This window comes from Saccharicrinis aurantiacus, from assembly GCF_001660705.2.
Classification (GTDB): domain Bacteria; phylum Bacteroidota; class Bacteroidia; order Bacteroidales; family Marinilabiliaceae; genus Saccharicrinis; species Saccharicrinis aurantiacus.
In genome coordinates this window covers 260,887-277,592 of record NZ_LYBV02000001.1, presented here as the reverse complement: position 1 = coordinate 277,592, position 16,706 = coordinate 260,887, and the positions used below count along the sequence as shown (strand labels likewise).

Annotated in this window: 15 protein-coding genes; 12 read left to right on the top strand and 3 right to left on the bottom strand. The window is 34.5% G+C overall.

The genetic code is table 11. The annotated features are described in order from the left end of the window. Positions 1–65 precede the first annotated feature (65 nt). From A8B35_RS01060 to A8B35_RS01025, 8 genes are all read left to right on the top strand, one after another. On the top strand, positions 66–1,991 hold the full coding sequence (locus A8B35_RS01060; protein ID WP_075601740.1) for an AAA domain-containing protein: 1,926 nt from the start codon (positions 66–68) through the stop codon (positions 1,989–1,991). An 887-nt stretch (positions 1,992–2,878) separates the two neighbouring features. Beyond that, positions 2,879–3,487, top strand: a complete 609-nt coding sequence (locus A8B35_RS01055) for a V-type ATP synthase subunit E (protein ID WP_075601739.1) — start codon at positions 2,879–2,881, stop codon at positions 3,485–3,487. 5 nt (positions 3,488–3,492) lie between these two features. After that, the gene (locus A8B35_RS01050; protein ID WP_075601738.1) at positions 3,493–4,353 is read left to right on the top strand and encodes a DUF2764 family protein; all 861 of its coding nucleotides are present in this window, start codon (positions 3,493–3,495) and stop codon (positions 4,351–4,353) included. After that, on the top strand, positions 4,340–6,106 hold the full coding sequence (locus A8B35_RS01045) for a V-type ATP synthase subunit A (protein WP_075601737.1): 1,767 nt from the start codon (positions 4,340–4,342) through the stop codon (positions 6,104–6,106). Before A8B35_RS01050 ends, A8B35_RS01045 begins: the two co-directional genes overlap by 14 nt. A gap of 20 nt (positions 6,107–6,126) precedes the next feature. Next, entirely contained in the window at positions 6,127–7,446 is a 1,320-nt protein-coding gene (locus A8B35_RS01040) for a V-type ATP synthase subunit B (RefSeq protein ID WP_075601736.1), read from the top strand. 99 nt (positions 7,447–7,545) lie between these two features. Next, a complete protein-coding gene (locus tag A8B35_RS01035) occupies positions 7,546–8,166 on the top strand; it encodes a V-type ATP synthase subunit D (protein ID WP_075601735.1) in 621 nt (206 codons plus the stop codon). 8 nt (positions 8,167–8,174) lie between these two features. Next, a complete protein-coding gene (locus tag A8B35_RS01030) occupies positions 8,175–9,965 on the top strand; it encodes a V-type ATP synthase subunit I (RefSeq protein WP_139314776.1) in 1,791 nt (596 codons plus the stop codon). Positions 9,966–10,007: 42 nt separating this feature from the next. Continuing rightward, entirely contained in the window at positions 10,008–10,451 is a 444-nt protein-coding gene (locus A8B35_RS01025; protein ID WP_075601733.1) for a hypothetical protein, read from the top strand. A 391-nt stretch (positions 10,452–10,842) separates the two neighbouring features. On the opposite strand, the gene A8B35_RS01020 is transcribed toward A8B35_RS01025, so the two are convergent. Beyond that, positions 10,843–11,307 carry a DUF4293 domain-containing protein gene (locus A8B35_RS01020; protein ID WP_075601732.1) on the bottom strand — a complete coding sequence of 155 codons (465 nt, stop codon included), beginning with the start codon at positions 11,305–11,307 and terminating at the stop codon, positions 10,843–10,845. 177 nt (positions 11,308–11,484) lie between these two features. Here A8B35_RS01020 and A8B35_RS01015 point away from each other — a divergent pair, with 177 nt between their 5' ends. From A8B35_RS01015 to A8B35_RS01000, 4 genes are all read left to right on the top strand, one after another. Next, a complete protein-coding gene (locus A8B35_RS01015) occupies positions 11,485–12,363 on the top strand; it encodes a nucleoside phosphorylase (RefSeq protein WP_075601731.1) in 879 nt (292 codons plus the stop codon). 85 nt (positions 12,364–12,448) lie between these two features. Further along, complete coding sequence (locus A8B35_RS01010) at positions 12,449–13,309, top strand: transglutaminase-like domain-containing protein (RefSeq protein WP_075601730.1); 861 nt, start codon at positions 12,449–12,451, stop codon at positions 13,307–13,309. 67 nt (positions 13,310–13,376) lie between these two features. Beyond that, the gene (locus tag A8B35_RS01005) at positions 13,377–14,834 is read left to right on the top strand and encodes an aminoacyl-histidine dipeptidase (RefSeq protein WP_075601729.1); all 1,458 of its coding nucleotides are present in this window, start codon (positions 13,377–13,379) and stop codon (positions 14,832–14,834) included. Positions 14,835–15,182: 348 nt separating this feature from the next. Then, positions 15,183–15,977 (top strand): hypothetical protein, encoded by a 795-nt coding sequence (locus tag A8B35_RS01000; RefSeq protein ID WP_075601728.1) that lies wholly within the window; start codon positions 15,183–15,185, stop codon positions 15,975–15,977. A 199-nt stretch (positions 15,978–16,176) separates the two neighbouring features. Here A8B35_RS01000 and A8B35_RS00995 read toward each other — a convergent pair whose 3' ends face one another. Further along, entirely contained in the window at positions 16,177–16,362 is a 186-nt protein-coding gene (locus tag A8B35_RS00995) for a YgaP family membrane protein (protein WP_075601727.1), read from the bottom strand. A 31-nt stretch (positions 16,363–16,393) separates the two neighbouring features. Continuing rightward, the gene (locus tag A8B35_RS00990; RefSeq protein WP_075601726.1) at positions 16,394–16,705 is read right to left on the bottom strand and encodes a hypothetical protein; all 312 of its coding nucleotides are present in this window, start codon (positions 16,703–16,705) and stop codon (positions 16,394–16,396) included. Position 16,706: the final 1 nt, after the last annotated feature.

Here is a 16,706-nt window from a genome sequence, read left to right as displayed (position 1 = left end):
GGGAGTAATACATTCTTGTGTATTACTCCCATTTTTGCTTTATAGTACAATATATTAATTATAGCATGTCAAAAATAAATATTGAACTTAAATGGGTTTCTGAACTTCTCCTCCTTGAAAAAGAAGAAGACTTAAAACAGTATCAACATAAAATGGCGAGTACATCAATTGTGCAACGGCGAAAAGAAGGTGTATGTTGGTATCCCGTCAATATTGAGCGAACGAGCTATAATGCAGGGGAACGTCTTTTAATTAGAATTACCAGACCAATAGAACACAAAGACAGCCATATTTTTCAATCGGGTAAACTCGTAAGTCTTTTTTCTAATAACGGCACAAACTCCGAAGCTAAAAATGCAGTAAGCGGGGTTATTAACCGAGTAAAGAAAAATGAAATGATTATCACCATTAATGGTGATAATGAACCTGATTGGATTAGAGATGGCAACATAGGGGTACAACTACTGTTTGATGAAAACGCCTACTTTGAAATGATTCGAGCACTAAATATCGTAATCAATACGGAAGACGAAAGATTAACTACTCTTAAAAAAATCCTCTTATCTGATTCCGAGGCATATTTTTCAGACGATTTTACCATAGAACAAACAGAGAATAAACTTAATAGCAGTCAAACTGCGGCTATCAACCTTGTCCATAAAGCGAAAGATATTGCCATAATACACGGCCCTCCAGGCACCGGAAAAACAACTACTTTAGTAGAATCGATAAAACAAACTTTGAATTACGAAAAGCAAGTGTTAGTATGCGCTCCTAGCAATGCTGCTGTTGATTTACTTGTTGAAAAACTTCATAATAAAGAATTAAAAGTAGTAAGAATAGGACACCCTGCACGAGTAACAGAGGAGATTTTAGACCTAACTATTGATGCTAAAATTGCCAATCACAATAGCTATAAAACACTTAGGGCAATAAAAAAACAAAGTAATGAGTGTTACAACATAGCACACAAATACAAACGCAACTTTGGCTCTGAAGAGCGCGAACAAAGGCGCTTACTTCTAAAAGAATCTAGCAAACTAAAAGACGAAGCAAAACAACTAGAATATTATATCACTAATGATGTTCTGGACAAAGCGCAAGTAATTGCGTGTACTTTAGTTGGGGCTTCCAACTTTCAAATTAGAGATAGAAAATACAACACCGTATTTATTGATGAGGCAGGACAAGGTCTTGAACCAGCTACCTGGATTCCGATTACAAAAGTGAATAAAGTGATTTTTGCTGGAGATCACTTTCAACTACCTCCTACTGTTAAGTGCTTTGAAGCTGCAAAAAAAGGACTAAGCGAAACCCTTTTCGAAAAAGCTTTTAAACGAAATAAAGCTGATGTAATGTTGCAAGAGCAATACCGAATGCATAAAAACATTATGCAGTTTTCGAACCAGTACTTCTATAATAATAAACTAGAAGCAAATGAAGCTGTAAAAAACTGGAAGTTATTCCCTGAAGATTCTGAAATTGAATTTATTGATACAGCAGGTTGTGGATTTCAAGAACAATCACAAAAAGAAAACAAGAGTTCTTTTAACCCCGAAGAAGCCAATCTATTATTAAAGCACTTTACTAATTATATTGAGAACCTTGAGGCAATCAATTATAATGAAGAAGAAATTTCAATTGGAATTTTATCACCCTATAAAGCACAAGTAAATTACCTACAGAGTATATTTGAAGGAATTAACACAATACACCCACAACTTAAACTATCTATCAATACTATTGATTCATTCCAAGGTCAAGAAAAAGACATAGTTTATATAAGCTTGGTTAGAAGCAACGACAAATGTGAGATAGGATTTCTATCTGATTACAGAAGAATGAATGTAGCTTTAACAAGGGCAAAAAAGAAAATGGTAGTTTTAGGAGATAGTGCGACTATTGGAAATGATAAGTTTTATGGCGCATTTCTCGACTACATTAATGACATTAACGCATATAGAAGTGCCTTTGAATACTTATCTCTTTAACGCCATTTGCGCAAATATTTAACTTATCCCATCACAGCCTGCAATTAAATAATGGATTTCTTTTCAATGTTCTAAACAATACTGATATTCCGCTCATGAACGACAATGAGGGTAACAGGCATTAATTTTCATTTCGCTTTATACTGTAACTGCACAGCTGCTCAAATATACATTGTTATCAAATTATAAAGGAATAATATTGACCCAAAATAACAAATGCGCTAATTATAACAGACATAACCAGAATGACCTAAGCATGATGTTTAACAACATGTTAATATATGTAATTTTGATTGTTTAATTGGATTCATTTTAAAATATTGCAAGAGAATTCATCACACAATCACCACCTATTCCTATTTTCTATATCAAGCTAATAGGTGATCATATATCAAGAATAGAATATCATAACCTGCCCTTATTTCAACTCTGTTGATTCTCATTTTACTATTGGTAATTGTATAACACCAAAGTGTTATTGTACAACAAAACCACTAGTAGTATTTTTGTATCAAACAAGTGAAATAATAATATACTTTAGTCTAAAAAGAACCTGTAATGCTAACGAATATAAAATTCAGTATTTAAAACCATCATTTCGGTTTTTATTATTGATGTTTCAGTATTATTTAATGAAGATTTAGTAACAATTACTATAAATTTCGGGATAAGATTTATAATTAAAAATAAGCAATCTTTTTGATGAACTAATATTGTTAAAAAATGTTTAACAGATCGATTAACACATAGGATTATATCTTTTTTTTATATCAACCTATAAAAAGATTGTTTATTCATTATCAAATTTATAATTTGGAATCTGATTTAAAATTGTTGAGAACGAGTGAAATATAAATACTTGTATTATTTAAATTTAAATAAATATCATGCAGTCAAAACTCCAGGAACTTACTGATAAACTTTATGCCGAAGGGGTTCAGAAAGCCCAGTCAGAAGCTGAAGCAATTTTAGCGAAAGCTAAAGCTGATGCTGAAAAGGTATTAGCAGATGCTAATAAAAAGGCAGAAGAAGTAGTAAGCGAGGCTAATACAAAAGCCGCAGAAATTACTAAAAATGTTGCATCAGAGTTAAAAATGAGCTCACAACAAGCCATTTCATCACTTCGACAGCAAATTGAAACCAGCATTACATTAAAAGTTGCAGAACCTTCAGTAAAAGAAGTTTTTGGAAATGCTGAGTATCTCAAAGAAATTATTGTAAAAGTTGTAGAAGGATGGACAAAATCTGGAAACTTCGACATTAATTTAGCTTTAGCTGAAGCAGATAAAACTGAAATGGATAAATATATCTCCAACAGTTTGTCTAAAGAATTAAACGCAGGTTTATCATTCGAATTCAACAAAGGAATTAAAGCAGGTTTTAAAGTTGGACCTAAAGACGGGAGCTACGTAATCAGCTTTACTGAAGGCGATTTCCAAAACTTCTTTAAAGGATTCCTTCGTCCAAAAACAAATCAGTTATTATTTGAGGAGTAATTAGTATGGCAAATAAATACTATTGTTTGGTTGCCGGATTACCTGATATATTATTGGGTGATAAAAAAACTACGTATACTTCATTAACGCTTCTAGAAGCTTTAAAGGAAGAGCTTGCTGCCAAGGATATTGATATGGTACAAGCACTTTACTTACCTTTTGATCATAGAAACTTGCTTAACCTTATTTATAAGGAAGAGAAAGAACACGATCCGCGAGGTGTGTACACCACTTTAGAGTTAGAACCATTAACAGATAAGAAACATCTTGATACACTCGAAGATGTATCCTTTCCCTCATACATGGTAAGTTTTGCCAATGAGGTTCTTAATGCTGAAGAAGCAATTGATAAAACGCAAGCCGAGATACTATTAACACAAAAGTATTATGCATACTTGCGCAATTTCAATAACCTTTTCTTAAATCAATATTTGGATTTTGAAGTCAATCAAAAAAATATTTTCACAGCCTTAAACGGTAGAAAATACCAAATAGATGTAGAAAAGGAGCTAATTGGAGGTGGAGATATTGTAGAGGCATTGGCAAAAAGTCGTTCGCGCGATTTTGGTTTAGCCGGAGAATTAGAATATATAGAGCCTATGATTCAATTATTTGAGGAGTCAAATATTTTGGATCGTGAACTAAAGATAGATCAATTAAAATGGGATTTTATTGAGGATGCTACATTCTTCAATTACTTTACCGTTGAGCGCATTATGGCCTTTGTTTATAAACTATTTATGGTGGAACGTTGGTTATTACTATCTGAAGAAGAAGGCAGAAAGCTATTCAAGAGATTATTAAATGAATTGGAAACAAGTTACGAGTTTCCTGAAGAATATAAATTAAGCCATGGAAAGAAATAATAAAACCATCGGTAAGGTAGCCGGTATTATTGCCAACCTCGTTATTGTTGAGGTTGATGGACCTGTGGCCCAAAATGAAATCTGTTTTATTCAGCATCCAGAAAGTAACCTGATGGCTGAGGTAATTAAGATCTTGGGTAAAAACGTTTACGTTCAGGTTTTTGAAAGTACCCGTGGGCTAAAGATTGGTACAAATGTGGAGTTTGAAGGACACCTTCTTGAGGTAACTTTAGGTCCTGGTATCCTTTCTAGTACATACGATGGACTTCAAAACGATTTGAATAAAATGGAAGGTGTTTTCCTTAAAAGAGGGGACTACACCGATCCGTTAAATCGTGAAAAGAAATGGGATTTCACGCCAATTGCTAAAGCAGGAGATGCTGTTGTAGCGGGAGATTGGTTAGGAGAAGTTCCTGAAAACGGAATGCCACACCGCATTTTAGTTCCTTTTAAATTAGAAGGTTCTTACACTGTTAAAAGTGTTGTTGCTGCTGGCGAATATACTGTTGATGAAGAAATCGCTGTGATTACCGATGAAGAAGGTAATGACATTAAATTAACTATGGTTCAGAAATGGCCTGTTAAAAAAGCGGTTAAAACCTATAAGGAAAAGCCACGTCCGTTTAAATTATTACAAACGGGAACACGCACAATGGATACCTTAAATCCAATTGTTGAAGGTGGTACTGGTTTTATTCCTGGTCCTTTCGGTACGGGTAAAACTGTATTACAGCACAGTATCTCTAAATTTGCCGATGCTGACATTGTAATTATAGCAGCTTGTGGTGAGCGTGCCAACGAGGTAGTGGAAATCTTTACTGAGTTCCCTGAGTTAGAAGATCCAAAAACGGGTCGTAAACTGATGGAGCGTACCACCATTATCGCCAACACATCTAACATGCCGGTAGCAGCACGTGAGGCTTCTGTATATACAGCAATGGCATTAGGAGAGTATTACCGTGCAATGGGACTAAAAGTGTTGTTAATGGCCGATTCCACTTCGCGTTGGGCACAGGCACTTCGTGAGATGAGTAACCGTTTGGAAGAACTTCCAGGACCGGATGCCTTCCCTATGGATTTAACGGCAATTATCACAAGTTTCTACGCTCGTGCTGGTTTTGTATACTTAAATAACGGAGAGTCAGGTTCTATTACATTTATTGGTACGGTATCTCCAGCAGGGGGTAACCTTAAGGAGCCAGTAACAGAATCTACGCGTAAAGCAGCTCGTTGTTTCTATGGTCTTAACCAAACTCGTGCCGATGGTAAGCGTTATCCAGCAATCGATCCAATCGATAGTTATTCTAAATATTTAGAGTATCCAGAGGTAGTTGAAAATTTGAAGGAAACAATTGGCGAAAACTGGTTAGATAATGTCAATAAAGCCAAAACACTTCTTTTAAGAGGTAAAGAGGCGCAAGAGCAAATCAATATTTTAGGTGATGATGGTGTACCATTAGAATTTCATGAGCGTTTCTGGAATTCAGAATTAGTAGATGCCGTTATTCTTCAGCAGGATTCATTTGATAAAGTTGATGCTAACTGTCCTTTACACCGTCAGAAATTCATGCTTGAGAAAGTATTAGATGTTACCGAAATGAAGTTCAGCTTTGATTCTTTCGAAGATGTAAATGTATACTTCAAACGTATCATCAATACATTCAAGCAAATGAATTACTCTGAGTGGGAGTCTGATACATTTAAGACTTATTCTGAAGAGCTTGAAGGAATCATCAAAGAAAGATTAAATTAATTTTTGAAAATTATACATGCATGGAAACTCAAGCATTTCAAAAAGTATATACTAAAATTACGAACCTTACCAAGGCTACCGTAACACTTACAGCAACTGATGTAGGTAACGAAGAAATGGCTTTGGTGCACGGACGTATGGCTCAGGTAGTAAAAATCATGAAGGATGAAGTTATTCTTCAGGTTTTTGAAGGTACTGAGGGTATTCCTACTAATGCCGAAGTGGTATTTTTAGGCCGACCACCGCAAATTAAAGTAGGTGAGCAACTAGCCGGACGATTCTTTAACGCTTTTGGTGATCCTATTGATGGTGGCCCAGATGTAGATGGAAAAGTGATTGATACAGGTGGTCCATCGGTGAACCCAGTTCGTCGTAAACAACCATCCGATCTTATCGCAACAGGTATTGCGGGTATCGATTTAAATAACTCATTGGTAACAGGACAGAAGATTCCGTTCTTTGCCGATCCCGATCAGCCGTATAACCAGGTAATGGCAAACGTGGCCTTAAGAGCAGAAGCGGATAAAATTATTCTTGGAGGTATGGGATTATCTAACGATGATTACCTGTATTTTAAGAATGTATTTGATAACGCAGGTGCCCTAGATCGCATTGTGAGTTTTGTAAATACAACAGACGATGCTCCGGTAGAGCGTCTTCTAATTCCTGATATGGCACTTTCTGCAGCAGAATATTTTGCTGAGGAAAAGCAAGAGAAAGTATTGGTTCTTTTAACAGATATGACGCTGTTTGCCGATGCCTTATCTATCGTATCTAACCGTATGGATCAAATTCCATCTAAGGATAGTATGCCGGGTTCGCTGTATTCTGATTTAGCTCGTATTTACGAAAAAGCAGTGCAGTTCCCACATGGTGGTTCAATTACCATTATTGCGGTAACAACGCTGAATGGTGGAGATATTACTCACGCTATTCCGGATAACACAGGTTATATTACCGAGGGACAATTATTCTTACGTATGGATTCTGATGTAGGTAAAGTAATTGTAGATCCATTCCGTTCTCTATCTCGTTTGAAGCAGTTAGTAATTGGTAAGCAAACACGCGAAGATCATCCACAAGTGATGAATGCAGCTATCCGTTTATACGCCGATGCTGCTAATGCAAAAACAAAACAGGATAATGGTTTTGATTTATCAGATTACGATGAGCGTACCTTGAAATTCGCGAAGGAATATTCTGAGCAAATATTAGCTATCGATATTAATATCGACACCGAAAAGATGTTAGACACCACTTGGGATTTATTCCAAGATAACTTCAAACGAGAAGAGGTTGTTGTGCGTCAGGAGTTTGTTGATAAATACTGGAAAGAATAGTTAATTAGATATAGAAAATGGATAATTAGATAATAGACAAATAGCATTGATCAGTATCTAAGAGTCTCTTATCTCTTATCTAAAATCTAAATTAAATATATGTCCGTAAAGTTTCAATATAATAAAACCTCTCAGCAAATGCTGGATAAGCAGCTCAAGATTCGTGAGCGCGCTTTACCTACGCTTCAGAATAAAGAAGCAGCATTGCGTATTGAGGTGAAGCGAGCCAAAAAGCAAGCCACAGAGCTTGAAAAGGAGCTTGAAACACAAATGGCGGACTTAGATAAAATGTCTCGTTTATGGGGCGAGTTTGATACCGATATTATTTCTATTGAGGATGTAGTTCTCGAGAGTAAAAAAATAGCCGGTGTGCAAACTCCTGTTTTAACAGACGTAGTATTTAAAAAAGAGCCATTTGCGCTGTTTAGTAAACCAGTGTGGTTTTTAGATGGAGTAACAGTTGTAGAAAAACTGGCAAAAATTGCCATTGAGCGCGAAGTCTTTCTTAGAAAGATGGAATTGCTTGATGTAGCTCGTAAAAAAACTACTCAGAAAGTGAATTTATACGAAAAAGTACAGATTCCAGGATATAAAGATGCCATCAGAAAAATTAAACGATTCCTTGAAGATGAAGAGAATCTTTCTAAATCGGCACAGAAAATTGTGAAAAACCGACAGGCTGCACAAGCCGCATTAGCAGAAATGGAGGCGGAATCATGATTCAAGCAATGAAAAAGTATTCGTTCTTAGTTTATCACAAAGACTATACGCCTTTTTTAGAGAAATTACGTTCTCTAGGTGTGCTTCACATAGAAGCGTCGGAAAGTGAATTAAGCGACGAAAATGCAGCTAAAATAACTCGAATAAATCACATCAAAGGTATTGTGCGTGATCTCGAATCTCGTGGAAGCGAGAATGAGTCGAAAGCCCTAATTACCGATGCTGATGAATTATTGAAAGTTATTGAGGATAAACAAGAGGTATCAAATAATCTATCTCAAGATATTGCATCTCTTGAAAAGGAATATGATAATATGATTCCTTGGGGAGAATACAATCCGCAATCTCTAGCAGGTATTAAAGAGGCTGGATATAATGTTCAGTTTTTTGTTTGCGAAGAGAAAAATTGGGATGATGATTGGGCTTCAAGTGCTGACATAGAAATAGTAAATCAGGATAATGGTGAACTGTTTTTAGTTGCGCTTACCAAGGGTGATCAGAAATTGCAAGATGCCAACTTGGATGAGGTAAGTATTGAGTATCCGATTTCACATTTTCAAAAGCAAATTACGCAAGAGCGTGAGGAGTTTGAACGATTAAATCGCGAGTTGGATGATATAAGTGCTTATGCTCCCGAGATTCTGAATAATAGTATTGCTGCTATTGAGGCAGAACTTGATTTCTCGAAAGCGGTAAATAGCGGTGATAAAGTGGCTGATGATAAGTTGGTGGTTTTATCGGGTTGGATACCTGCCGAAAACGAAACAGAGTTCGACGCAGAAGTAGATCAATTGGGTGTTATCTATTTATCTGAGGCACCAACGCCAAAAGATGAGATGCCAATTAAGTTAAAGAACAACTGGTTCTCGCGCTTATTTGAACCAATTGGGGATTTATACACACTACCAAAGAGTAGTGAGTTAGATCTTACACCGTTCTTTGCGCCTTTTTACATGCTGTTTTTTGGTTTTTGTTTAGGTGATGCAGGTTATGGTGCTTTAATTATGCTAGGTACTTTATTTGGCATGACAAAAGCAAGTCAAAAAGTAAAACCTTTGTTGTGGTTAGGATTCTTTTTAGGACTATCTACTACAATTATGGGAATACTTGGAGGTACTGCCTTTGGTGTTATGTTTGCTGAAATGGAAGCAACATCGAGCTGGCTTAAATCATATCAAACATGGATTTTATCTACGGATAACTTGATGGTACTGTCCTTAATATTAGGGTACTTCCAGGTTATATTTGGTATGGTAATTAAAGCCGTAAACTTAAGTAAGGGATATGGTTTTAAATACGCTATCTCACAAATTGGATGGATATTAATTATTGGTATTGCATTACCAGCCTATGGTTTAGGTATGCAAGAAATGATTGATGTTTCGTTGGCCAATACTATTGCAGCAGCAGTAGGTATTATTGGAGCAATACCAGCACTTTTCTATAATACTCCGGGTAAAAATCCTTTATTAAATTTAGGATCTGGATTATGGGAAACATACGGTATGGCATCAGGTTTATTGGGCGATGTTTTATCTTATATCCGTTTATTTGCCTTAGGTTTATCAAGTGCAATTTTAGGTAATGTATTTAATATGTTGGCCTTTAATTTGTCGCCAGATATTCCAGTGGTAGGTATTTTAGTAACAATCCTTATTTTAGCTTTTGGTCATAGTTTAAATTTCTTTATGGCACTGCTTGGTAGTTTTGTTCACCCATTACGATTAACATTTGTAGAGTTCTACAAAAACGCCGGTTTCGAAGGTGGAGGCGAAAAATACGCACCTTTCAAAAAGTAATTTAGTTTAAGAATAATATAAAATTTATAAAAAATAGAAATTATGGAAGCAATCGTTTTAGCTTACATCGGAATTGGTTTAATGGTAGGTTTATCAGGTATCGGTAGTATCTACGGAGTATCTATCAGTGGTAACGCTGCAATTGGTGCAATGAAAAAAGATGCATCTGCTTTTGGTAACTATATGGTACTTTCAGCTTTACCATCAACACAGGGTCTTTATGGTTTCGTAGGATTCTTTATGATGCAACCAATGGTTACTTCAGGTGATGTTTCATGGACAACTGCTGCAACTGTATTTGGTGCTTCTTTAGCAATGGGACTTGGAGGTTTATTCTCAGGTATCCGTCAAGGTCAAGTTTGTGCTAGCGGTATTGCTGCAATTGGTTCAGGACACAAAGTATTTGCTAACACTATGATTTTAGGTGTATTCCCTGAGTTATATGCAATTTTAGGTCTTCTAGTTGTGATTTTATCGGCAGCTTAATAAGCTTATAAAATATTCTTTTTTATTAACCTCGATGGCTTTAGTCATCGAGGTTTTTTTGTTTATAACAAATCGGTCTTATAGATAAAGTGTATAAGAATCTGGCATGCAATACACATAAGAAGAACCAGATCATAGCCTATTGATTTACAATACTTTTACCACATTATCACTCAAGACAAACAGCTGGTTTACTATATACAAATTCTTTAATACTCGGCTGCGACTTTGCAAATATACTATCAGCAAAACTGCATGCTATTCCGCTGCAATGTGTCATATGACTATCTGCAAAAACAGAAATTAACAGGAAGCTATTAAAACCAATAAAAAAGCGAATTGATTAATGAAACCAATTCGCTTTTGTACTATTTATAAATTCTATAATATTTTATCTTATTCTATCCATTGACTTTATTAATGCTTCATCCTTAATGATACCACGCATTGCTAAGAAATTTAATATTGCAGAGGCAATAGGAAATACCATTGTCACTCCGTAAGTTTTACTCGTTGCCATTAACTCTTTCATACCAACAATACCAAAATAATATACCATGGCAGTTACCCCTAATAACAACCCTATATTAGCTGCACACAAACGAATCTGCACCATTCTTTTTTTAAATAAAAAGATATTAACTAATGAAATTAAAGGAGTTATAAATAAAAGTATACTAAGTGCTAACGTTGATGTCACCTCAGGCATGGCAGTATTAGTAACTGAATAAAACCCTTTAAAATTAAGAGCATAATTAGCTGTTTCACTCATAAAATCAATTTGATTGGCAAACAGCATTGACAGACCAAATAATGTGGCTATTAGTAAGTAAATGGATTGTATTCTTTGAATCATAATTTTAAATTTTGCCAAAAATAAATATAATACTCAGAAGTAAAAAGATAATATCTCTAAAGTATGTATAGATTGTTGATAAAAAACCGAATTATATGGGATATCATCATTATTCTATTTGCTACTATTTATTAACTTTCAAGCTTCAATCAATAATTAATCATTTAAGGATTCAGTATGGACAGAAGAATTGAAGAATCTGAACTTATAATAAACCCTGATGGGAGTGTTTTTCATTTACACTTAAAACCAGGTGAAATAGCTCAAAATATAATTTTAGTTGGCGACCCTGGAAGAGTTGAAACGGTAGCTTCGTATTTTGAAACTATCGATATCAAACGTCAAAATAGAGAATTTGTTAGTGTTACAGGAAGCTATAAAGGCACTAAATTTACCGTAGTGGCAACTGGCATTGGCACTGATAATATTGACATAGTTATAAATGAGTTAGATGCTCTAGTTAATGTGGATTTTAATACTCGATTCGTAAAAGAAGAGAAAACCACACTTAATTTTGTTAGAATAGGTACTTCGGGTTCCTTGCAAAAAGATTTATCTGTTGATAGCTGCCTACTGTCAACTAAGGCAATTGGCTTTGACGGTTTACTTAATTTTTACGCTAATAGAAATGAAGTTACTGATATAAACTTTGAGCAAGCCTTTAAATCTGAATTAGATTGGAGTCATTATTTAGCATCACCTTATGTAGTAGAAGCCTCACAAACACTTTTAGATAAGTTCTCAGAAAACAATTTTGAACAAGGAGTAACTATATCTGCACCTGGATTTTACGGACCTCAAGGTCGTGTAATTCGCTTACCCCTTGCCGATGCTGATATCAATGAGAAAATATCTAACTTTAGATTTGATGATGAACGCATTACAAATTACGAGATGGAATGTTCTGCAATTTATGGCCTCTCAAAACTATTAGGGCATAATGCAGCCACCGTATGTGCTATTATTGCCAACAGAAAAGCAGGAACCTATAGTAAAGATTATAAACCCGTAATATTTGACTTAATCAAAAAAGTATTAGATAGTTTGGCACAATAACAAAAAAATATTCATATTTGGTATTAATATAACAATTAGCTGTAAACCAAACGTCAACAACACATAAGTATAAATGCAGTAAATTATGGATAAGAGTAAAGTAAATGCATTAATATATTTATTGGATGATCCAAGTAAAGACGTGTTTAGCTCGGTTGAAAAAGAATTACTTAAGTCTGAAATAGACATAGTAGATGAACTCGAAAAAGCTTGGGAACATTCTCACGATGACGTTTTTCAACGAAGAGTAGAAAATATAATTCATAGCCTACAGCTAAGAGACGTTAAGCGCTTGCTTGAAAAATGGCACATTGAAGGTGGGAAAAGCTTATTTTATGGAGCTTTCCTTGTTGCTAAGTTTCAGTACCCCGAGCTTAATTACGACGATCTTAACACCAAAATTGAAAAATACAAAAAAGACGTTTGGCTTGAGATAAATGATCATCTAACATCTCTTGAGAAAGTAAGAATTATAAATCATGTTCTTTTCGACCTGCATAAGTTTGTTAGAAATAGTACAAACTTTTACTCTCCGAAAAATTCATTTATTAATGATGTTCTTGAAACAAAAAAAGGTAACCCAATATCTCTTTCAATTATTTACTCTGTAATTGCACGCAGACTAGGGTTGCCAATATTTGGCGTTAATCTACCTAAAAACTTTATACTTTGTTTTTTAGATGAAAATGCAAGTTTAAATTTCAACCGGAAAGATAAGGTTATGTTCTACATTAATCCGGTTAATAAAGGTGCCATATTAGGCCAACGAGAAGTTGAGTATTTTATAAAGCAGCAGAAATTAGAACAAAACGATAGCTATTATTTGCCCTGCACAAACATTGATATAATTAAACGTGTGCTTCTTAACTTGCTTTATGCCTATAAAAATGAAGGCAACGATAATAAATCAGACGAGATAAAAGATTTACTGACAATCTTTCAATAGACTGATTTTAGCCATTTTCTTATTGTCTTTATACGATTACCTTTGAGGTCAAAACTCAATTATAATTATGTCTGTATTAAATTCACTAGAGCCCAAAGTAGTTTGGCATTACTTTGAGGAAATATGCCAAATACCCCGCCCTTCAAAAAAAGAAGAAAAGATTATTTCATATCTCATTTCTTTTGCAAAAAATCAACAATTAAAATATAAGCAAGATGCCATTGGCAATATACTCATATCAAAACCTGCTACACAAGGTTTTGAAAAGATGAAATCTGTTTTATTACAATCGCATATTGACATGGTTTGTGAAAAACATAGTTGGATTAATCATGATTTTGAAAATGATGCCATTAAGCCTCAAATAGTTGATGGATGGGTAAAAGCAACAGATACTACACTTGGTGCTGATGATGGGATTGGTGTTGCTGCTCAATTAGCTTTATTGGCATCTGATAATATACAACACGGCCCAATAGAATGCTTATTTACAGTTGATGAAGAAACTGGCTTAACCGGAGCTTTTAACTTAGAAGAAAATTTCTTTGAAAGCTCTATTCTACTCAATTTAGATAGTGAGGACGATGGTGAGTTGTTTATCGGATGCGCAGGAGGTATTGATACAGTTGCTAAATTTAAAATAGCCAACCATGCCACCCCTAACAATATGTTCCCTTTTAAAATTAGTATCGCGGGCTTAAAGGGTGGCCATTCGGGCGATGATATTGACAAAGGTTTAGGAAATGCAAATAAGATATTAAATAGGTTTCTTTGGAAAGCTTCCAAGGAATTTGGACTACGCCTAAGTAAAATTAATGGTGGTAACTTAAGAAATGCAATCGCCAGAGAAGCCTTTGCTATAGCTGTTGTTCCCCAGCATCAGAAAGAACCTATTCGTGTTGCTTTTAATATATTTAGTGATGAGATTCAAACAGAATTGAATCAAATTGAACCTACGGTAAAATTAGAATTAGAATCTTGTGACCTGCCTACTAGTATAATCTCTGAAGAAGATCAACATAAGTTACTGAATTCAATTTATGCATGTCCGCATGGAGTGATATCCATGAGTAAAGATATCAAAGGTTTAGTTGAAACGTCAACAAATCTGGCTGCAATCAAACAAAATGATAATCAGATTGAGATTACAACAAGCCAACGTAGTTCTGTAGAATCTGCGAAGTATGATATTGCATCAATGGTACAAAGTGTATTTGAATTAGCAGGAGCTAATGTTACACATGGTGATGGTTATCCGGGCTGGCAGCCAAACACAAATTCGGAAATACTGAATATTACAAGAAACTCTTACGAAAGACTCTTCAACGAAAAACCTATTGTAAGAGCAATTCATGCAGGATTAGAATGTGGTTTATTCCTTGAGAAATATCCTAATTTAGATATGATATCAATAGGCCCAACTATTAGAGGTGCCCACTCTCCTGATGAAAAGATAGAAATAGATACTGTTAAAAAGTTTTGGGAACATTTATTAGATATTTTATTAAACATTCCAAAAGTCTAGAAATTATTAGGTTGACAACAATGTCAGCCTTTTTTTTGCTACAACTTAACCTTTCTAATAATAAAATTAACTGGAAATACTTCAATACAGGGCTATTAGCCAATAATACTGAGATTTAATCATATAAAATTACAGAGTAATCTTAATAATATTTTCATTCGTCAAAGCAAAGCTTTAATATCACTCCCACCATTCAGATCTAAACATCTAATTACAAGTATATTAACTCCAAAACAATACTTATGGAAAGATCCGAAATTAAAGAGTATTCATTGACTTTAGGTATACCTAGCACTAAATTGCGGTGGTAAGTAATTAAAAATGTAATTAATTAAAAACCTGAGAAATATGAAAAAGTTATTTTTATTAGTTGTAGCTGTTGCTATGATAGGGATGTATTCTTGTACAAAGGATAATAATGGTAATGGCCCTGGTAGTGAAACAGAAACGGGTGTTGCTGGATTTGGGGATCGCGTTGCCGAAGATGTTGAAGTTGGAGAGAAATTTCTACTCCCTGAAGGTGTTGAAATAGTAGGTGGTATACAAGGAATTACTCCTATGTATGCAAACCTTAAATCAACAAGCGATGATCCATTAACATATGATGAAATAGATGAAATGTACGGGTTAGGAGGTCAATTTATTACCTTAGTAATGCAGTTTGTTAATGGAAATGATGATCCAACTGAAGTTTTGTTTAAGCCAGGACTAATTTTTGAAATTGTAGATGGTTTAGGTTATGACATTACTGAATTCCAAAGAGGAATGATACTCACTCAGATGTTAGTAAATTTGGATGGTGGTGAAACAAAAACAGTTGCACTTAATCTATTCTGCTTTAACAAAGGATTAAACGGGAGTGCTTTCTCTGTTGAATACAAAGCTGTTGGTGTAACAGAAAATGAGTTAATGTTAGACTTACTTTTCTATGTAAATAACGAAAGATATGATTGGTTAGGAGATACTAATGATGTTTTACTTGGAGAAATTAGCATGGGGCAATTAACTAACGAAGAAGCTGCCATATTAATTGCAAATATTCAACAGTTAATCTGGTGGATTACTGACCATACACATCCTGATGCATTAACAAAAGAGGAAGTTCTTAGCAAACTAAATGAGTTAGTTGGTTCTCATACATAATAGAAAAATAATAGTAATAAAAAATGAGGCTGTTTCAGAACGAAATGGTCTCATTTTGGTTTTGTACGTTTAGTCAGCATTATATCATTTGGTATCATGTAAAGCACTATCTGAAAAACTATGTGGTTGAAACTACCAAGGGGATGACCCTTCGGTAGTTTCTATTTACACAGTTTTTCTGATAGTGCTAATAATCGTATTATTTAGGTATACCTAGCTTTGTTAATATATCTGATAGAAAACACCAACGAGTAATTGATGATTGAATTAAATTAATAGCCACAAAACCTGCTAGATATAACCAGTTTATATTTACTATTATTGCCAAAAGCAAACTAATTAAAACCATTACTCCTGCAACAGCTCTTACAATTCTTTCTTGCATAATATTATCCTTATAAAATTATTTGTTTATACTATTTTACTTCTATAGCCTTATTTACTTCGAGAATATAAACACTAAATACTTTATTTTTAGCTGAATCTTCATATTCCGTTAATACCTTAAACAAACTACTTGATTGTTCTTCTGACATTAGAGAAACAAAGGCAATATTTTCAAGACCAGCAGTTCCTGTTCCAAACCAATTACCCAATCGGTGTTGGTCTACCATTCGCTTAACTCCCTTCATTTCAATTTCATTATAATAAGGCACCTTATATTCGCTAAATATTTCTTGCAGTTGTTCTCTGTACTCAATAACTGTTGTTGCGATTAGTAATTTCATA